17 protein-coding genes are annotated in these 20701 nt (G+C 43.7%); 9 read left to right on the top strand and 8 right to left on the bottom strand.

Translation table 11 applies throughout. The features are described 5' to 3' along the window. Window positions 1–19: 19 nt before the first annotated feature. From L1D23_RS09835 to L1D23_RS09820, 4 genes are all read right to left on the bottom strand, one after another. A complete protein-coding gene (locus L1D23_RS09835; RefSeq protein ID WP_239865903.1) occupies window positions 20–697 on the bottom strand; it encodes an ABC transporter permease in 678 nt (225 codons plus the stop codon). A 3-nt stretch (window positions 698–700) separates the two neighbouring features. Continuing rightward, window positions 701–1441 carry an ABC transporter permease gene (locus L1D23_RS09830; RefSeq protein WP_045974540.1) on the bottom strand — a complete coding sequence of 247 codons (741 nt, stop codon included), beginning with the start codon at window positions 1439–1441 and terminating at the stop codon, window positions 701–703. A gap of 121 nt (window positions 1442–1562) precedes the next feature. After that, window positions 1563–2333 (bottom strand): ABC transporter substrate-binding protein, encoded by a 771-nt coding sequence (locus tag L1D23_RS09825; protein ID WP_239865902.1) that lies wholly within the window; start codon window positions 2331–2333, stop codon window positions 1563–1565. A 69-nt stretch (window positions 2334–2402) separates the two neighbouring features. After that, window positions 2403–3173, bottom strand: a complete 771-nt coding sequence (locus L1D23_RS09820; RefSeq protein ID WP_239865901.1) for an ABC transporter ATP-binding protein — start codon at window positions 3171–3173, stop codon at window positions 2403–2405. Window positions 3174–3849: 676 nt separating this feature from the next. Here L1D23_RS09820 and L1D23_RS09815 point away from each other — a divergent pair. The 3 genes from L1D23_RS09815 (at window position 3850) to L1D23_RS09805 (ending at window position 9147) form a co-directional block, all read left to right on the top strand. Next, window positions 3850–5397, top strand: a complete 1548-nt coding sequence (locus L1D23_RS09815; RefSeq protein WP_239865900.1) for a DUF3360 family protein — start codon at window positions 3850–3852, stop codon at window positions 5395–5397. A gap of 298 nt (window positions 5398–5695) precedes the next feature. Beyond that, window positions 5696–7972, top strand: coding sequence for a formate C-acetyltransferase (gene pflB / locus L1D23_RS09810; RefSeq protein WP_239865899.1), 2277 nt, complete (start codon window positions 5696–5698; stop codon window positions 7970–7972). A gap of 173 nt (window positions 7973–8145) precedes the next feature. After that, window positions 8146–9147: a lipid A deacylase LpxR family protein gene (locus L1D23_RS09805; RefSeq protein ID WP_239865898.1), complete on the top strand. Its 1002-nt coding sequence runs from the start codon at window positions 8146–8148 to the stop codon at window positions 9145–9147. On the opposite strand, the gene L1D23_RS09800 is transcribed toward L1D23_RS09805, so the two are convergent. Then, window positions 9144–11024, bottom strand: a complete 1881-nt coding sequence (locus L1D23_RS09800) for a methyl-accepting chemotaxis protein (protein ID WP_239865897.1) — start codon at window positions 11022–11024, stop codon at window positions 9144–9146. The genes L1D23_RS09805 and L1D23_RS09800 overlap by 4 nt on opposite strands. A 227-nt stretch (window positions 11025–11251) precedes the next feature. On the opposite strand from L1D23_RS09800, the gene pflA reads away from it, so the two are divergent. The 6 genes from pflA (at window position 11252) to L1D23_RS09770 (ending at window position 18748) form a co-directional block, all read left to right on the top strand. Continuing rightward, complete coding sequence (gene pflA / locus L1D23_RS09795) at window positions 11252–11992, top strand: pyruvate formate lyase 1-activating protein (RefSeq protein ID WP_239865896.1); 741 nt, start codon at window positions 11252–11254, stop codon at window positions 11990–11992. Between the two features lie 66 nt (window positions 11993–12058). Beyond that, on the top strand, window positions 12059–12724 hold the full coding sequence (locus tag L1D23_RS09790) for an energy-coupling factor ABC transporter permease (protein ID WP_239865895.1): 666 nt from the start codon (window positions 12059–12061) through the stop codon (window positions 12722–12724). Between the two features lie 124 nt (window positions 12725–12848). Then, window positions 12849–13349, top strand: a complete 501-nt coding sequence (locus L1D23_RS09785) for a YfbU family protein (protein WP_239865894.1) — start codon at window positions 12849–12851, stop codon at window positions 13347–13349. Between the two features lie 506 nt (window positions 13350–13855). Continuing rightward, on the top strand, window positions 13856–15790 hold the full coding sequence (locus tag L1D23_RS09780) for a PrkA family serine protein kinase (RefSeq protein WP_239837255.1): 1935 nt from the start codon (window positions 13856–13858) through the stop codon (window positions 15788–15790). A gap of 137 nt (window positions 15791–15927) precedes the next feature. Next, window positions 15928–17199 carry a YeaH/YhbH family protein gene (locus L1D23_RS09775; protein ID WP_239837256.1) on the top strand — a complete coding sequence of 424 codons (1272 nt, stop codon included), beginning with the start codon at window positions 15928–15930 and terminating at the stop codon, window positions 17197–17199. A 10-nt stretch (window positions 17200–17209) separates the two neighbouring features. Further along, window positions 17210–18748 (top strand): SpoVR family protein, encoded by a 1539-nt coding sequence (locus tag L1D23_RS09770; RefSeq protein WP_239837257.1) that lies wholly within the window; start codon window positions 17210–17212, stop codon window positions 18746–18748. A 30-nt stretch (window positions 18749–18778) separates the two neighbouring features. Here the strand turns inward: L1D23_RS09770 and kdsB are convergent, their stop codons facing one another. The 3 genes from kdsB to lpxK are packed head-to-tail and all read right to left on the bottom strand — an operon-like array spanning window position 18779 to window position 20698. Then, on the bottom strand, window positions 18779–19531 hold the full coding sequence (gene kdsB, locus L1D23_RS09765; RefSeq protein ID WP_239837258.1) for a 3-deoxy-manno-octulosonate cytidylyltransferase: 753 nt from the start codon (window positions 19529–19531) through the stop codon (window positions 18779–18781). Beyond that, window positions 19531–19710, bottom strand: a complete 180-nt coding sequence (locus L1D23_RS09760; RefSeq protein WP_239837259.1) for a Trm112 family protein — start codon at window positions 19708–19710, stop codon at window positions 19531–19533. The genes kdsB and L1D23_RS09760 overlap by 1 nt, the downstream gene beginning before the upstream one ends. After that, a complete protein-coding gene (gene lpxK, locus L1D23_RS09755; RefSeq protein WP_239865893.1) occupies window positions 19691–20698 on the bottom strand; it encodes a tetraacyldisaccharide 4'-kinase in 1008 nt (335 codons plus the stop codon). The genes L1D23_RS09760 and lpxK overlap by 20 nt, the downstream gene beginning before the upstream one ends. Between the last annotated feature and the right edge of the window lie 3 nt (window positions 20699–20701).

Raw genomic sequence — 20701 nt, 5'->3', positions numbered from 1 at the left:
TTTTCTAATTCTAAACCAATCAGCTTAACGGCCTCAAATATGCCAAGAAACGTTTCTCTGCGTATTTGAAACACCAAAGAATAATAAACGTCAACATCATATAGAATAGACCAGCCGTTAAGAAAGATTCGAATGGCGCATAGTAGCGAGAGTTAACCAATCGTGCCGCACCTGTGAGGTCCACAATCGTGACGATACCTGCAACCGCACTACCGTGAAGCATAAAGATCACTTCGTTGCTATAAGCAGGTAATGCTCGACGCAAAGCGCTTGGCAAAATGATCCTACGGTATGTCATAAATGTCCCCATTCCATAGGCTTTAGCCGCTTCAACTTCACCTTTAGGTAAACCATTAATAGCACCACGGATAATTTCAGCCGTGTATGCTGATGTGTTGAGAACAAAAGCAACAAGAGCACAAAACCAAGCGTTTTCCCACAGAGTGTCTTTCACTGGGAAGAACTGATCCATTCCGTAATAAATCAAATAAAGCTGTACGAGCAGCGGTGTACCTCGAAAAAAGTAGATAAATGCCCAACTTGGTCCATTGATTAAATAGTTGGTACTGTTACGCGCCACGCCCAGTGGGATAGCCACAACTAAGCCAATAATCAGCGCGAGCCCCACCAGCCACACAGTCGTCCACAACCCTTCGAGATAAATAGGTAAACTTTCGATAATCAGTGAGAAATCCATTTCTTACCTCGCATGAATACTGAATTTGCGCTCTACAAGCTTGAGCAAGCCCGTCGATACACTGGTGAAGAAAAGGAAAATGATCGCAACAGCCATGTAAAAGGTAAACGGCATTTTAGTAGAACCCGCAGCGAGTGAGCTCATACGGACCATATCTTCCAAGCCGATAATGGAAACCAACGCTGTTGTCTTTAGTAATACTAACCAGTTATTGCCAAATCCAGGCAACGCGTGACGGATCATTTGAGGTAAAAGGATGCGTCGAAAGGCCAAGACTGGACTCATCCCGTAAGCTTTTGCCGCTTCTAATTCGCCCTTATCCACAGCCATGATTGCACCACGGAAAGTTTCCGCCATGTAAGCACCAAAAATAAAGCCAATCGTAAGCACACCGGCGATAAATGGACTGACATCAATGTAATCCGGCAGGTATGACGTCCATTCATGATTTGGGTCACTAGAAGCAAACCACTCATTCAATGATTCATTAATGGCATATAAGCTATTGTTAAGCAGAATTTGTCCGCCGAAGAAAATCAGCATCATTAAAACTAAATCGGGAATACCACGGATAACTGTGGTGTAAAGTGTTGCAATTGCGCGTGCCCAGCGGTATGGCGCCATTTTTGCCAATGCGCCCAGCATGCCTAAAACCATCGCAAGCAGCAGCGAAAGCAATGCTACTTCTATGGTCACAATGGCCCCTTTAAATATAGAGGCTTCGTATCCTTGTAAATCCAGCATAGGTGAGTTCCTGATCCCTAGACTCAAAGCTTACTGACTTATATAACCATCAACAAGCTATAGATATAATTCGACCGCTGGCTACTTCTAGGAACTAGAACCAGCGGTCGCTTTTCGATGATTACTGACCGTAAACGTCGTATTTGAAGTACTTAGCAGCAATTTCTTGGTAAACACCTTTCTCACGTAGAGATAAGATTGCAGCATCTAGCTTCTTAGTAAGGTCTTTGTCTTGCTTGCGAACAGCAATACCCATACCTTCACCAAACCATTTAGCATCAGTCAGTGCTGGGCCAACAAACTCGTAGTTTTCACCACCTTCTTTGTTTAGAACACCTTCTTCTAGAGCTGATGCATCACCAAGAACCGCAGCCACACGACCGTTCGCTAGATCAAGATACGCTTCGTCAAAAGAGCCGTAACGTACGATCTCTACTTTGTCACCGTAGTTATCAGTTAGATACTTATCGTGAGTTGTAGCACGTTGAACCGCGATTTTTTGACCATCTAGGTTGTCAAAATCAAGACCTGCGCCCTTCTTCGCAATGAACTTGTTAGGAATCTGAGCATATTTACCTGTGAAATCGACTTTCTTCTTACGCTCTTCAGTGATGGACATCGCAGCAATGATTGCATCGTATTTACGCGCTAGTAGAGAAGGAATAATGCCATCCCAGTCTTGCGCAACGATCTTACATTGGACCTGCATTTCCTTACATAGAGCATTTGCCATGTCTACGTCGAAGCCTTTAAGAGAGCCATCCGCTTCTGTCCAGCTAAATGGAGGATACGCACCTTCAATACCAAAGCGAACTGTCTTCCAATCTTTCGCTTGAGCCACACCTGTTGCTGCCGTAGCAGCCAAAGCTGCAACTACTAACCACTTTTTCATTTCCATACTCCTGTGATTGTGATTTTTATCTTATATTGTGTCTGTCGTTAGCCTGCTGTAAATGCAAGCTTAGTAAATTGATGAGATGAACTGCTGTAGACGTTCTGAGTCTGGGTTAGTGAAGAGCTTAGCAGGGTCTCCCTGCTCTTCCACTAAACCTTGGTGTAAGAACATGACATGGTTAGAAACATCGCGTGCAAATGCCATTTCATGCGTTACAACCAACATGGTTCGGCCTTCTTCAGCCAAATCTCGCATTACACCCAACACTTCACCTACCAACTCTGGGTCAAGTGCAGAGGTAGGCTCGTCAAATAGCATCACTTCAGGATCAACAGCCAATGCTCGTGCAATAGCCGCACGTTGCTGTTGTCCACCTGAGAGGTGACCAGGGTAATAATCTTTACGCTCGTACAGGCCAACTTTTTTGAGTAGCAGCTCGGCATTCTCCAACGCCTGAGCTTTAGGTACGCCTAACACGTGTACTGGCGCTTCAATAACATTTTCAAGAACGGTCATGTGCGACCAAAGATTGAACCCTTGAAATACCATGGCAAGCCTAGAACGGATGCGCTGTACTTGCTTTTCGTTGGCTGGAATAGCCTCACCTTGGCGATTATTTTTCATTTGGATCAACTCACCGTTTACCCAAATTTCACCTTCGGTAGGCGTTTCAAGAAGGTTGATACATCTTAGAAAGGTACTTTTACCTGAACCTGATGAACCAATAATGGAGATAACATCCCCTTTGTGTGCCTCAAGCGAGATACCTTTAAGGACTTCATTTTGCCCGAATGTTTTGTGCAGTTCCTTTATGTCCAGCGCTGGTACATCATTCATGCGCTAATACTCCCTGTCTTTTATTATTTTACCAACCCTTTGTACGGCTCTTGTGGTTGGTTAACTGCTGGGTTCCACCCATATTTCGCTACAAACTAGCACTCCCCAGAGCAACATGCAACAAATTATTAACCTTCATTTTTGAGATATATAACCACTTTATACGATTAAACATTCAATTTATAGTGCAATTATCTCCATAATGCGCATAAATCATTTTTATAAACACATTATCTACCGAACCGATAAATTAACATTTTTATAAAAACCAGATCTATCTCAACAATTCTCTCAATAGTGATAAAGAGTCTAATATTGATGTTGTTTCAAAAGTCGAAAAAATCACATTGTGAAAATTATTTTCACTTTGAATTTCAATAACTCATTATCATCTCAATCACCCTGTAGTTTTCTTTCACATTCTTTCATAAAGTGATCTAAATCAATCACTCTTTAGGGTTAGCACGTTACACTCGCCACAAAGATAAAAGCCTCAATAAGCCAATTTTTGTCTTTTCTATCGTCTATGCTTAAGCACGTTAAACACACCGCACAGACAATAGTTCAAGGACCCAAATGCAGGAAGCTGAGTCAGGTTTTTAATAAGATCGTCTACCTACAATAATTACGGGCGACTCTTTGAAGAATTATTAACTTTTTAGAATATGAGGAATCTATGTCAGACGCAGTCAATAAACCGCACTCTGATTCGGATATCGAAGAGAAGAGCTATCGTGAGCTGCACCGCCCAGCTTCCGAGTTTGTAAGCCGTTCAGATTATCTAGATCATGAACTACAAATCATGAAGCCTCGTCGCTTCGGTTTAAACTTACCTGGTCGTGACTTCCGCTTTGAGCTCGAAGATTTAGTCCCCGCATTAGCAGGGACCATCGGCATTATTGCAATGTATTCCGCCGTAATGATGTCATGGGCTGAAGGTCTGACCGCAGCATGGGATCACATCAACCTAGGTAAAGACTTTGCTATCGAAGTTGCTCGTGTAGAAATGTTAATTCCTGCATTGCTCTTCTGTGTACTGGCTTCCGGCTTTATTAACCCGAAAGCAAACCTAGCTGGTAACCACGGTCCAATGATCCCTCTAATCGGTACCATCGCTTTAGCTGGCGCGCACCCTCTTGCATTGGCGATTCTTATCGGTATCTTCGGCCTGCTACTGAGTTTCCTCAAAGGCGGGTCTAAGCTCGTTAATTTGACCTCACAAGGTACTGCTGGCGGCTTGTTGATCTTCCTCGGCCTAACTGGAACCATGAGCCAAATAAACTCAATCCAAGCTTGGGCTGTAGGTCTTCAATCGGACACAGTAGCCGCTGGCAGCATGGGCTACGTTGGCCTGATTGTCCTAGCCGTAACCATTGCTCTATATGCGTTCTTGGCAAAAGTAAACAAACGTTGGCTTGCGATTCCCGTCTGTGCATTTACAGGCTTAGCGATTGCACTCGTACTTGGCGCAGGTTTCGACATTAAATTCGTCACGGAAACAGGTCTTCCTAACCTAAACCCAGTGTACTGGTGGGGCAGCACCGAAGAAGGTTGGATGCTAGGTCTTCCTAATATGGAACACTTCATTGCATCACTACCGTTTGCAATCCTAGCAGTCGCTATGTGGTCTCCTGACTTCCTAGGTCACCGTATCTTCCAAGAACTGAACTACCCTAAAAAGACTGAAAAAGTACTGATGGACGTTGATGACACCATGACAATGTGTTCTGTTCGTCAGATGGTGGGTACAGCTGTGGGTGGTGGTAACATCACTTCATCTTGGGGTACTTACATGATCCCAGCAGCGATCGCAAAACGCCCTATCCCTGGCGGAGCTATCCTTCTAGGTCTTCTAGTAATGATTATTGCAATCCTTGGTTTCCCAATGGATATCGCAGTATGGCCTCCTGTCATGCGTGTAGCTCTTCTTGTTGGTGTCTCACTTCCTCTACTCGAAGCGGGTATGCAGATGGTGAAAGACTCGAAAGATTCGCAAGCAGCAGGTATCTGTATCTTTGGTTCTGCTGTCGTCAACCCTGTACTTGCTTGGGCTCTGACTATGCTACTCGATAATAATGGCCTGATTGGTGATAAAGAACGTGCTGCTCGCCTGTCATTTGTCGACAAGATAGTGATCCCAGTTGGCGTACTCGTTATCTGTCTCGTCGCTATGCTGGCGGTTGGCATGCTTGAAGGCCAGTACGGCATCCAAGCTTGGTTATAACAATTCAATTATTTTGTGGGTGGCAAGCTTTGCCACCCTATTTTTATCGAGTTTTTTGAGGATTTATTGATTTAGTTTAAGGTTTGCAACTTTTTTTTAGTTTAACCTTGAAACCAAGTTAATAAGAAACCGTATCAGAAAGTAACAATATTTATAGTTTGTAGTGCTTTCAGTAATCACAATTAGAAACTATACATATTGTTATTCATAAAGAGTGTACCGCCCCAGCGATGGGAACCTGACTCGCTCAACGGATCAGACAGGTACGTGTTTTTTCTACTAAAAAGGTAGGTATGTCATGGCAGAGCAATTTGCTAAAGCTTGGGAAGGTTTTGCTGAAGGTGATTGGCAAAACGAAGTAAACGTTCGTGATTTCATTCAGAAGAACTACGCACCGTATGAAGGCGACGAATCTTTCCTAGTTTCTGAAGGTACTGAAGCTACTAACAAGCTTTGGGCTAAGGTAATGGAAGGTATCAAAATTGAGAACTCAACTCACGCACCTGTTGACTTCGATACTGACGTTATCTCTACCATCACTGCTCACGATGCAGGCTACATCGAAAAAGATCTAGAGACTATCGTTGGTCTTCAAACTGATGCTCCTCTTAAGCGCGCTATCATCCCTAACGGTGGTATCCGCATGGTTGAAGGTTCTTGTAAAGTTTACGGTCGTGAACTGGATCCTAAAATCAAAGAAATCTACACAGATTACCGTAAAACACACAACGCGGGTGTTTTCGATATCTACACTCCTGATATCCTAAAATGTCGTAAATCTGGTGTTCTAACTGGTCTTCCAGACGCATACGGCCGTGGTCGTATCATCGGTGACTACCGTCGCGTTGCGCTCTACGGTATCGACTTCCTAATTAAAGACAAGCTAGCTCAATTCGCTTCTCTACAAGAGAAATTTGAGAATGGCGAAGATCTTCAAATGACTATGCAACTGCGCGAAGAGATCGCTGAGCAGCACCGTGCACTTGGCCAAATGAAAGTTATGGCTGAGAAATACGGTTGTGACATCTCTCGTCCTGCTGAAACTGCACAAGAAGCAATCCAGTGGACTTACTTCGGTTACCTAGCAGCGGTTAAATCTCAAAACGGCGCGGCTATGTCTCTAGGCCGTACTTCGACGTTCCTAGATATCTACATCGAGCGCGATATCGCTGCTGGTAAGATCACTGAAGTACAAGCTCAGGAAATGATTGACCACTTCGTGATGAAACTGCGTATGGTTCGTTTCCTACGTACTCCTGAGTACGATGATCTATTCTCTGGCGATCCAATCTGGGCAACAGAGTCTATGGGTGGTATGGGTCTTGACGGCCGTACACTAGTTACGCGTACTAACTTCCGCTTCCTAAACTCTCTATACACAATGGGGCCTTCTCCAGAGCCAAACATTACTGTACTTTGGTCTGAGCAGCTACCTGACGGCTTCAAGAAGTTCTGTGCGAAGGTATCTATCGATACGTCTTCTATCCAGTACGAAAATGATGACCTAATGCGCCCTGACATGGAGTCAGACGACTACGCAATCGCTTGTTGTGTATCTCCAATGGTTGTTGGTAAGCAAATGCAGTTCTTCGGTGCTCGTGCTAACCTTGCGAAAACTATGCTTTACGCAATCAACGGTGGTGTTGATGAGAAGCTGAAGATGCAAGTTGGTCCAGAAATGCCTAAGATCACTTCCGAAGTACTAGACTTCGACGAAGTGTGGAATAACCTAGACCACTTCATGGATTGGTTAGCTAAGCAGTACGTTGCTGCACTAAACAGCATCCACTTCATGCACGATAAGTACTCTTACGAGTCTGCACTGATGGCGCTACATGATCGTGACGTTTACCGTACTATGGCTTGTGGCATTGCAGGTCTATCTATCGCAGCTGACTCACTATCTGCAATTAAACATGCGAAAGTGAAACCAATCCGCGACGAAGATGGTATTGCAATCGACTTCGAAATCGAGGGCGATTACCCTAAATTTGGTAACAACGATGCTCGCGTAGATGACATCGCTTGTGAACTAGTAGAAGTGTTCATGAACAAGATCCGTAAGCTTAAGACTTACCGCGATGCTGTTCCTACTCAGTCTATCCTTACTATTACATCTAACGTTGTATACGGTAAGAAAACTGGTAACACGCCAGACGGTCGTCGCGCAGGCGCTCCGTTTGCTCCAGGTGCAAACCCAATGCACGGCCGTGATGAAAAAGGCGCGGTAGCCTCTCTAACGTCTGTTGGTAAACTGCCGTTTGCTCACGCGAAAGATGGTATCTCTTACACCTTCTCTATCGTGCCGAATGCACTGGGTAAAGAAGAGACTTCACAGCGTGCTAACCTTGCTGGTCTGATGGATGGTTACTTCCACCACGAAGCAGGTATCGAAGGTGGTCAGCACCTAAACGTGAACGTACTTAACCGCGATACTCTAGAAGACGCTGTTAAGCACCCTGAAAAATACCCACAGCTAACTATTCGTGTTTCTGGTTACGCAGTACGTTTTAACTCTCTGACTGCAGAACAGCAGCAAGATGTTATCGCACGTACTTTCACCGAATCACTATAAGTTTGGTTGATTGACTTTAAAGCCCCGCTTCATAATTAAGCGGGGCTTTTTTATTGCGAAGCAAATCAAAAGTTAGACTCAAGCCACATTTATATTTCAATTTTCTTTCTTTCCTCTCTGATGAATACGATATGGAGTAATATCTAGGCTCCATTCAGAAATGATGTATTGAAATGAACCTATTACGCACTCTTCCCTTGATATTGTTGGCTTCAAGCGCCGTCGCTTCAGAACGTTCAACTGTATCGTTTTCTATCGATAATGATGGCGTATTCGGTGTCGATCAGGATTATACCAACGGACTGTTTCTCACCTATACCTCTGATGCTGTCACTCCCAATTGGTTAACCAACCCAATGAGCTTATCATTTTGGGGTGGTACGTCTTTAGATAAATATGAATTCACACTTGGCCATAAAATGTATACCCCTTCAGATATTGAAGCGACAACTCCTATGCCCAATGAACGCCCTTACGCAGGCTACCTTCATGCTGAATTTAATTACATCAGTCTTCATCCTCAGCAAGCCCAGCGTTTCAATTTAACTTTGGGTACAACAGGTGAAAGCTCATTAGCTGACCAGGCACAAGATATCGTCCACGGTATTACCGGCTCTGATGAACCTCGTGGCTGGGCCTATCAAGTCGATGATGAATTTGTAGGTGGCATTGGGTACCTCAGTCATTTTAACCTTTGGCGTGATCGTGCAATGGCAAATACAGACTGGGAAATTTCGAACGTTTCAGAAGTGAACGCTGGTAATTTCCGCAGTGATGTATCAACAGGCTTTATGTTCCGCTGGGGAACAGATTTAGCCGGTAGCATGGGCGCTGCCAACATTGATAACGAAAACCCATTCCGTGCAGGAATGCTAGGTGCTTCTAAAGGCGGTTGGTTTGTATTCGGTGGCATTGAAGCTCGCTACCGCTTTAACGATATTACCATCGAAGGTGACCGCTCAGGTGTGGTCGACTACGCTAATAGCAACGGTGAAAACCCAAGTATCTATGATGTAACACTAGAAGAAAAACAAGCCAGCGCAATGGCTGGCTTTGCTTGGTATAATGAACACTTTGGCGCTGCGGTGACAGCGACGGCCAAAACACCTGACTACAAAGAAGCGAAAGACTCAATGTACGGAACAGGTGGCCTCGCGTTATACGCATTCTTTTAAATCGTGAACCTCTGGCAGTCACTATTGAGGCTGCCAGCTCTTTGCTCAACAACTTGGCTGACGGAACGCAACTGTTCATTATTCTCTTCTAGCTCTTTCATTGCGCTGGAAATCTGAGTCATATTATCGGCCATTGACTGACTGGTTGTTGCTAGCTCTTTAATTGATGCAAAAATTACATCCGTTTGATGAGAGGCTTCATCCGCCTTTTCCGTAATGGTTCGCAGTGCCTGCATGGCCTCATGACCTTTTTCCTGACCTGTACGCATCGATGTTTCGGATTGACCAATGTATTGAATCACTTCAGCGCTCTCTTTCTTCATGGTATCGATCGTTTCCGAAATTTCCGCCACTGCATCAACCGTTCTTACAGCAAGGCTACGAACTTCATCAGCAACGACAGCGAAGCCTCGGCCTTGCTCGCCAGCTCTCGCAGCTTCAATGGCCGCATTTAGAGCAAGAAGGTTAGTTTGTTCGGCAATACCGTTAATGATTTCCATCACTGAGTCAACTTTGGAAGACGCTTCTTCCAACTGCTGAATGTGTCCTGCGGCAGATGTCAAAATCGAGCCCACTTCTTCCAGAGAGCCAATTGCAGCTCCGATGATTTGCGCACCTTTTTCCGCCGACTCAGTTGAAGAACGACTGATTTCAGAGACAAATTCCAATGAATTCGACACTTCTTGTGTTGTCACACTGACTTCTTCGGTAGCTGAGGCTAGCAATTGGGTCTGTCCAAGTACTTCTGATTGGTGATGCGCCAGCTTATCCAACCCCTGATTAAGCTCAGCCGCGTTGCCCGATAGCGCTTGACCACTCTCTTGTACCCCAGAAACCAACTCACCAAGGTTCTCACAACTTTCATTAATGCTAATTGCCAGTTGATTAAACTCATCATTAGGGTTCTTTGTTAACACCATACGCTTAGAAAGATCGCCTGCTGAAACGTTATGAAGTATTTCTCTGGTCTTAGTTAAAGAGCGCGACAATGAAGTGCTTTGCATGATGAAAATAGCAATAGTGAAAACAGCCAAAATAATACAGGCAACGAGAATAGACCAAAGAGTCTGCTCTGATGACTTCTCAGCTGACATTTGATACTCAGAACTGATGCCGCTTAATTCACTGGTAATAGAAGCAATCAATTGCGTCAGTTGAATTTTATTTGAAATAAGTTGCTGCTCAACACTGCCAAGTTGCTGAGAAAGCTCACTGACACGAACAAATGTCGCTTTGTATTGCTCTATCTCTTTCTCATACAATTCCAACATAGCGTAGACATTAGACATACTTTCAAACGCCCCCATCGCCCTGTTGAATAGCTTGAGGTTTTGTTCATTCGGCTGGAGTAAGTAGTTTTGTTGGGACTTAACCATAGCTTGGAAGTCAGAGTTAAGCGTCACCATGCCCGTTTCAGCAATCTTCTGTTCAATAATACTAGCTAGCTTCTTCAGCTCGCCCAACTTTCCTTCATCAATATTAAAACCGAGTTCCTGTTTTAGCTCTAGCCATGGTATTGCTGTGGTTTGAAAATTGTTAATACTCTGCTCTAGTTCGCCTCCATAACGCTTAAGATTAAGCGTATTTAAAAAGGAAACATCGTTATTAACAGCCTCAACTATATCAGCTATATCCTGCTTCGCTTGTGCGACTTGTGAGCCTGCCAAATTATCTAATTCGCTACTCAGCGTTAGTATCTTACTTTGAGTTTGATAGATTGAAATCGAACCAGATGAAATATCACCGCTGTGGTGATACTGCTCACTCATATGAGTCAGCCTTGAAGAAGTAAAAACAGCGAGAGTGACAAACCCTATTGTCAGTACAACTAAAAACAGAGTCACTTTTTGTTTCTGTGAAAGCGCAAGCATATTCATAGAAAATCCTTTAACATCAGACGGATGTAGCCAATAACTTGCCTAGCCTATATGTATACCAATTATTATAAAAATCACTAATGGCAACATTTTTATAACATACATTTTAGTCTATGTGCGCTTTTTTTATTAGTCAGCAAAAACTTAGCGATAAAACCCTGAAGTGCTATTTAAACCCTACTTTTTGTAATAAAATAACGAACAAATCACTAATTAGAGATGTACACATGTCAACAACCGGCCGTATCCATTCTTTCGAGTCCTGTGGAACAGTTGATGGACCAGGTATTCGCTTTATTGTCTTTATGCAAGGATGTTTAATGCGATGTATGTACTGCCATAATCGAGACACGTGGGACACACATGGAGGCAAGGAAGTCACGGTTGATGAGATCATCAGTGAAGCGAAAAGTTATCGTCACTTCATGAATGCTTCAGGTGGTGGCGTAACTTGTTCAGGTGGCGAAGCTATGCTTCAGCCTGAGTTCGTACGAGATTTCTTCCAAGCAGCAAAAGCAGAGGGTATTCATACTTGCTTGGACACGAATGGGTATATTCGCAAACATACTGAAGTGATTGATCAAGTATTGGAAGCGACAGACCTTGTCATGCTCGATCTTAAACATATGAAAGACGAAATTCATCATGACTTTATCGGGGTATCTAATAAGCGAACCCTAGACTTTGCACGTTATCTGCATAACATTGGTCAAAAAACGTGGATCCGTTATGTCGTGGTCCCTGGCTATACTGATGATGAGGAATCCGCACACATGCTGGGAGACTTCATTAAAGACATGGATAACATTGAAAAAGTGGAGTTGCTTCCATATCACAAATTGGGCGCACATAAATGGGAAGCGCTAGGCATTGAATACCCATTAGAAGGGACGAATCCACCTTCAAAAGAAACCATGGATAATATTGTTTCAATCCTTGAGCAGTATCACTCAAACGTAAAATATTGATACCATCTAGTGACTATTTCGTAAAAAATACCAGCCCTATCAGGCTGGTATTTTTTTGAGGTCACTTTGTTGCTATCCGAACTATTCGCGCTCGTTATCGTCCTGCTTTCAATTAATTTTATCTGGAAAGATGTCTACTACACTTTCTGGCCTAAGCTCAGCGCAGAGCGAGGCTTTCAACACCTAACTTTCGCTGTCATCTTGGCCTTATTTGCTCTTTGGTCTGCACAAGCAGGTGTCAAAGAAGGGCTGTCGATTCATTTTCTAGCGCTGACCTCTTTGACTCTAATGTATGGTTGGCGCAGTGCCTATTGCTTATCCATCATCATTTCTTTGTTATTAGCCTTATTTGGCCAACGCAGTTTCACTGAACTGCCAGAGTATCTTCTTCTTTCCTGCCTATTACCAATCGCCATTAGCTATTTTATCTTTCTCACAAGCTACCGGTACTTACCTAGAAACATATTTGTCTTTATATTCGTAGCCGGTTTTTTCAATGGCGCGTTAACAGGAAGCGCACATCTGCTCATCAACTCTGCTTACCATGTGATACAGGGATCATACGACTGGGAAACCGTAGTCGACAACTACATGGTATTTGTCCCATTACTTGCTTTTCCTGAAGGGCTGTTGAACGGCATGACGATGGCGATGTTTGCAGTGTTCAAGCCTGAATGGCTACGGGTTTTCTCCGACCGCGATTACATCTATAACCACTACCATAAAAAGTAACCATCAAAACTGAAATTTCTTTACATTTTTCATAATAAACATGGTTTGAGATCATGTTTCATGGTGGAATGAAACGATAACCTAAGCACATTAAAGATGTATTAGATTATTTAGTGAGGCCACCATGGAAATGACTAACGCTCAACGATTGATCCTATCTAACCAGTATTACCTCATGTCTCAGTTGAATCCAGAGAACGCCGCGAAATACAGCCGTTTACAAACGATCGTTGAACGCGGTTACGAACTTCAGATACGAGAACTGGACAAAGAATTCGGTTGCTTGAAAGAAGCGGAATGCCGAGAAATCATTGATATCATGGAAATGTTTCATGCTATGCAAGAGTCTGCCAAAATGCTGTCTGAAACAGAGCAGCGAGATATCGATCAACGCCGTTTGGCTTTCCTCGGTTTCGACATTGCGACTGAGGCACAGCAAGTTCACTACGTGAGATTTCTTGTCGATTCTGAAGGCTTATATTCTCAGTTTGATAAAGGCGATCATCATTTCAATGCACAAATGCCAATGCTGGAAAAATACCGACGAATGCTGATAACTTGGCGCAACTGCCCTCGCCAATATCATCTGTGCAGCAATGAACTTAAACAAATTTTTAATGCTTGACCTATCGTTTCAATGAAAAGGGCTGTCAATTGGCAGCCCTTTTTGTTTTCAGAAACAATCTCTAAAAAACGTACGCCAAACCAAAAACTGGTGACAACCAGCTGTCTTGAATTTGAGGTGTTACGAAAAGCAAGTCAAACAGCCAATTTAATGCTGCTATTTTCCACAATAAGGTGCCGACTTCCTAATAGAAATGGCCATCTAAGCACTCAATACAGAACAAGACTTCATAAAAGAACTCATTATCAATAAGCAATCCTCTGTTTTAGTTGGCAAAAATGATATCCATTGGCCATATTTATTCACACAGTAAATATCAACCACTTTGCATTCGATTCCTCTAATTTTTTGTTGATATTTAACAAGTGGTCAAATGTCACAATTTGCAAATAAACACATATTTTTTAAGCAAAATTCTAAAAACCGACTAGTCTTTAATAGGAAAGGATTTGTTTTTTCTATGCGGGTTGATTGTCTACAAAGACAGGTTCAGAGGGGAATTCATTATGAGTATTTTCGACCATTACCAAGCGCGCTACGAAGCTGCCAAGGATGAAGAATTATCTTTACAGGAATTCTTGACGCTATGTAAAGATGACAAAAGTGCTTACGCCAATGCCGCAGAGCGTCTACTAATGGCAATCGGCGAACCAGAGCTAATCGATACAGCGCAAGATCCATGCTTAAGCCGAATTTTTTCGAATCGGGTCATTTCCCGTTACGAAACCTTCAAAGATTTTTATGGGATGGAGGAAGCGATTGAACAAATCGTTTCTTACTTGAAACATGCAGCTCAAGGCTTGGAAGAACGTAAGCAGATTCTTTACTTGCTCGGCCCTGTTGGCGGCGGTAAATCCTCTTTGGCAGAGAAACTGAAAGCGCTCATGCAGCAAGTACCAATTTACGTATTATCCGCTGATGGAGAGCGCAGCCCAGTCAACGACCATCCATTCTGTTTATTCGACGTAGGCGAAGATGGGGAGCTACTAAAACGCGAATATGGCATCGAAAAACGCTATCTGCGATCGATCATGTCCCCATGGGCAGCAAAACGCCTACACGAATTTGGTGGTGATATTACTAAGTTCAAAGTGGTAAAAGTACGACCTTCCATCTTGGATCAAGTTGCAATTGCCAAAACTGAGCCTGGTGATGAAAACAACCAAGACATTTCTTCACTTGTCGGTAAGGTGGATATTCGCCAGTTAGAACATTACTCTCAGGACGACCCAGATGCTTACAGTTACTCAGGCGCTTTGTGCCGAGCTAACCAAGGCTTGATGGAGTTCGTCGAGATGTTCAAAGCACCAATCAAAGTGCTTCACCCTTTACTAACAGCCACCCAGGAAGGCAACTACAACGGTACCGAAGGTCTGTCTGCCCTTCCATTTGATGGCATGATACTTGCCCACTCAAACGAATCCGAGTGGCAAACTTTCCGTAACAACAAAAACAACGAAGCGTTCCTCGATCGTGTATACATCGTCAAGGTTCCGTACTGTTTACGTGTTTCCGAAGAAGTCAAAATCTATCAGAAACTGCTTGATCACTCAGAGCTTGCCAAAGCACCCTGTTCACCAAGTACACTGGAATTACTGTCTCAATTTAGCATTCTCTCTCGACTAAAAGATCCCGAGAACTCATCAATTTTCTCTAAGATGCGCGTCTACGACGGTGAAACATTAAAAGATACCGATCCAAAAGCAAAGAGCTATCAGGAGTACCGTGATTTTGCGGGCGTTGACGAAGGCATGTCAGGTTTATCAACGCGTTTCGCATTCAAGATCTTGTCAAGAGTGTTTAATTTCGACCAGACTGAAGTCGCTGCAAACCCAGTACACCTTTTCTACGTAATTGAGCAACAAATTGAACGTGAGCAGTTCCCTCAAGAAACCGCAGAGAAATATCTTGAGTTTCTCAAAGGGTATCTTGTGCCTCGCTACGTTGAGTTTATTGGTAAAGAGATTCAGACCGCCTACCTAGAATCTTATTCTGAATACGGTCAAAACATTTTTGACCGCTATGTCACCTACGCGGACTTCTGGATTCAGGACCAAGAGTATCGTGACCCAGAAACAGGCCAGCTCTTCGACCGTTCTGCACTGAACAATGAGCTAGAGAAAATAGAGAAAACGGCAGGTATTAGTAACCCTAAAGATTTCCGTAACGAAATAGTGAATTTTGTTCTTCGTGCACGTGCAAATAACAACGGACAAAACCCTGTTTGGACAAGCTACGAGAAACTCCGCACTGTTATTGAGAAGAAAATGTTCTCAAATACGGAAGAACTATTACCCGTTATCTCCTTCAATGCGAAAACCTCTTCTGAAGATCAGAAGAAACATGACGACTTCGTCGCTCGCATGATGGAGAAAGGCTATACAGAGAAGCAAGTTCGCTTGCTATCGGAATGGTATTTACGCGTGCGTAAATCATCTTAATAGCTGAGATAACCTTCCTCGGAGCTAGAAGAGGAAAGCCAATGAAGTACCTGCCAGATTCATGCTCTGGCAGGTTATTGGACGCGAACAAGATGCATGCCCTGTCACAAAGGCATGTACCAAAAGAGGGGTGACTCATGGCGCAATTTATTGACCGACGACTGAACGGAAAAAATAAGAGCGCGGTAAACCGCCAACGCTTTTTACGTCGTCATAAAGAACAAATCAAAGAATCTGTCGCAGACGCAGTCAATCGCCGTTCAATCACGAATACCGAAACAGGCGAAGATGTCGCGATACCTCATAAAGATATAAAAGAGCCTATTTTTCACCAAGGCAAAGGCGGTGTAAAAGAGCGGGTCCACCCGGGTAATGACCAGTTTATTACTGGTGATAAAATTGAGCGCCCTAAAGGGGGCGGTCAAGGTGGAGGTTCTGGTGAGGGTGATGCTAGCCCCGACGGTGAAGGGCAAGACGAATTCGTATTCCAAATTTCAAAAGATGAATACCTAGACATTCTGTTTGAAGATCTAGAGCTTCCCAATCTGGAAAAAAATCAGATCCATAAAATCACCGAATGGAAAACACACCGAGCGGGTTACCAAACTGCCGGTGTTCCTGCCAACATTGCTATTGTTAAATCTCTTCAGCAGTCTCTTGCACGTCGAACAGCAATGACAGCAGGTAAAAAGCGGATGTTAAGAGAACTTGAGCAGGAGCTTGATCAGGTAAAAATGAGTGAACCTGCTCAGCTACTTGAAGAAAAAAGACTTAAAAAAGAAATTAAAGACCTAAGAAGGAAAATCGACACAGTTCCTTTCATCGATACCTTTGACCTTAGATTCAAAAACTATGAAAGACGCCCTATCCCATCAAGCCAAGCGGTAATGTTCTGCTTAATGGATGTTTCAGGATCCATGGATCAAGCAACCAAAGATATTGCCAAGCGTTTTTACGTTTTATTGTACTTGTTCTTAACCCGGACTTACGAAAACGTGGATGTCGTTTTTATCCGCCATCACACGCAAGCAAAAGAAGTGGACGAACATGAATTCTTTTATTCTCAGGAAACAGGCGGCACCATCGTATCAAGTGCTCTGAAGTTAATGAAAGAAATTGTCGCAGAACGATACCCAGTGGGAGATTGGAACATTTACGCTGCACAAGCTTCTGATGGCGATAACTGGGCAGATGATTCACCACGTTGCCGTGAGCTATTAACAAAGAATCTACTACCTACCTGTCAATATTACTCTTACATCGAAATCACGCGCCGCTCTCATCAGACCCTATGGCATGAGTACGAGAAACTGGAAGGTGCCTTTGATAATTTTGCAATGAAAAACATTCGCAGTGTCGAAGACATATTCCCAGTATTCCGAGAGCTATTCAAAAAAGAAACCGCTTAGGGAGGCCGCTATGACAACGAAAACGAAAAAGGCAACGAAGAAAAAGACGCTGCCAGATGGCCCAGATTGGACATTTGACCTTCTTGAACGCTACCACGTAGAAATAAAACGTGTCGCCGATCACTATCGTCTGGATACCTACCCTAACCAGATCGAAGTCATCACGTCAGAGCAGATGATGGACGCTTACTCAAGTATCGGTATGCCCATCAACTACAATCACTGGTCATTTGGCAAAAAATTCATCCAGACGGAGCAAGGCTATAAACATGGTCAAATGGGACTTGCGTATGAAATTGTTATCAATTCAGATCCTTGTATCGCCTACTTAATGGAAGAAAACACAGTGACTATGCAAGCACTAGTTATGGCACACGCGTGTTATGGTCACAACTCCTTCTTTAAAGGTAATTACCTGTTTCAAACATGGACAGACGCAAGCTCCATTATCGATTACTTACTGTTTGCCAAAAACTACATTGCGGAATGTGAACAAAAATATGGTGTACAAGAGGTAGAAGACTTATTGGATTCATGCCACGCTCTGATGAATTTTGGTGTTGACCGTTATAAACGCCCCGAAAAAATCTCTATTGCAGAAGAAAAAATGCGTCAGGAAGAGCGAGAAGCTTATCTACAATCTCAAGTCAATGACTTATGGCGTACCGTGCCCAAAGGGAAAGTAGAGCAAGAAGAATCGAAAGTCCGATTCCCATCCGAGCCACAAGAGAATATTCTCTACTTTATTGAAAAACACGCACCACTACTTGAACCTTGGCAACGAGAAATCGTTCGTATAGTGCGAAAAATCAGCCAATACTTCTACCCTCAGAAGCAAACTCAAGTGATGAACGAAGGGTGGGCAACCTTCTGGCATTACACCATACTCAATCACATGTATGACGAAGGGCTAGTGACCGAACGTTTCATTTTAGAGTTCCTTCACAGTCATACCAGTGTGGTGGCTCAACCTGCCTATAACAGCCCTTACTTCAGCGGCATTAACCCTTACGCTTTAGGCTTCGCTATGTTCCGTGATATTCGCAGAATCTGTGAAGAACCTACTGACGAAGATAAAGAATGGTTCCCAGAGCTCGCGGGAACGGATTGGCTCGAGGCCGTTCACTTTGCAATGAAAAACTTCAAAGACGAAAGCTTCATCAGTCAATATCTCTCTCCTAAACTAATGCGTGATTTTAAGCTTTTTGCCATTACCGATGATGATAGGAAGAACTACGTCGAAGTCACAGCTATCCACAATGACCTTGGTTATCGGGACATTCGTGAAAAATTGGCAGGCCAATACAACTTAAGCAGCCTTGAGCCGAATATTCAGGTCTTCAATGTCGATGTTAGAGGTGATCGTTCACTCACACTACAGTATGTGCCACATGACCGTATTCCACTTGACGATAGCTATGATGAAGTCTTGAAGCATTTATATCGCCTTTGGGGGTTTGATGTCATTCTTGAAGAGGTCAAAGAGTCAGGTAGAAGAGAGATTCTCGGTACTTGCCCTAAACGCAACGACTACGATGGTAAAATCTAACCATAAAAAAGGCCCCGCTGGGGCCTTTCATTATTTGTTAGCAATGAGTTTTCTCACTACCTCTAAGTCTTCTGGTGTGTCCACTCCTGCTGGAGGCGCTTCTTTCGCCACCTCAACATGAATTTTCTCACCATACCAAAGTACACGAAGTTGCTCTAAGCTTTCGATTTTCTCTAGGGTGGTTGGTTCCCAGTTGATATAGGTATTAATAAAGCCAGCACGATAGGCATATATTCCTATGTGACGCATCAGAGGTTGAGCAACCGTTTTTCCACCATTGGCAAAATTATCTCGATCCCAAGGTATAGTTGCACGACTAAAATACATCGCATAACCATCTTTATCCGTTAGAACTTTCACAGCATTCGGGTTAAAAACTTCGTCTTCATGTGAGATTTCTACCGCTAGGGTCGCCATTGGAGCTTGGCTTGCAGCAAGGTTATTAGCCACCTGCGTAATAATGGTAGGCGGGATCAGCGGTTCATCCCCCTGAACATTCACGATCACATGATCATCTGGAATCTTCATGACCTTAACGACTTCAGCTAAACGCTCAGTTCCCGATTCATGTTCTGCAGACGTCATACAAACTTCACCACCAAATGCTTTAACAGCATTCTCAACCCGCACATCATCAGTTGCCACAATGACTTTTTCTGCACCGGCTTGTAAAGACTGCTCATAAACCCACTGAACCATTGGTTTCCCACCAATATCAGCTAATGGTTTACCGGGCAAACGAGTGGACTCGTATCGCGCTGGTATGACAACAGTAAACGACATTATCGCCCCTCTTCCATGCTCATCTCGCGCGCTTCTGGTTCCAACAAAACAGGAATACCTTCTTTGATAGGGTAAGCAAGGCGATCTAACTTGCAGATCAGTTCTTGTTTATCTTTATCAAACGTTAGTTTGCCTTTACACACTGGGCAAGCAACAATCTCAAGCAGACGATGATCCATACTTTTCCTTAACCTCTTTAATCTTACTCAAAATACGCGTCTCATCTAGAGCACTAAAACTAGCAGTGACCGGAAGATACCACCAGTTTAGCTCTGCATAGCTCGCGCATTTTACTGCATCTTTCTCTGTCATAATCAAATGTTGGCCTTGACTTGCCAAGGCTCTCAACTCTGACGGTTCAAAATCTTTGTGGTCGGCAAAACCTTGGGTTACAACAGGAGACGCGCCAAGAGCCTCCAACGTGTGAAAAAACCTAGGAGGATGCCCAATACCAGCTATCGCAACGAGCTGGTCTAAATGGCTTACAGGCACTGTTTCTCCTGTTTTCAGGTTAACAGCAAGCTTAGGTGTCAATGTCATGGCAGCTTCATTCTCTCTTACCTGACCACCATTGGTGATAATGAAGTCAACCGAGGCTAACCGCTCTGTTGGTTCACGTAGAGGGCCAAGAGGTATGAGCTGTTCACAGCCAAATCGACGATGGCCATCTACCACCACAATCTCAACATCTCTTTGTAGTGCGTAGTGCTGTAAACCATCATCCGTAATGACAATATCTACGTCAAGAGGAAGCAAAGTTTTCACGGCATCACTGCGCACAGGAGATACTGCAACAGGCACACCGGTGCGCTTGAAAATAAGTTTAGGCTCATCACCACAATGCTTGGTCGATGTTTGCTCTTCCACTAGCAGAGGATAGCACGGCGCTTTCGCGCCATAACCGCGAGAAACGACCCCTGGTGAATATCCCATTGCTTGGAGTTTCTCCACCAGCCAAATCACAACAGGTGTTTTACCATTACCACCAGCGGTAATATTACCCACGACTACAACAGGTATAGGCGCTTTATAGCTGTCTTTTTTACCCGATTGAAATGCTTGACGCCGAGCTCGGCTGATCATCCAAAAAACTCGGCTAAGTGGCCACAACAAGGGCCACAAAACATAGCGAATAGGATGGTTTTCAAACCAGATTTTTTCAATCACCGT

The sequence above is a fragment of the Vibrio sp. Isolate24 genome (genome assembly GCF_022398215.1).
GTDB classification, from domain to species: domain Bacteria; phylum Pseudomonadota; class Gammaproteobacteria; order Enterobacterales; family Vibrionaceae; genus Vibrio; species Vibrio coralliilyticus_A.
Note: the sequence above shows the minus strand (reverse complement) of the source record. Positions and strands in the feature narration are given on the sequence as shown.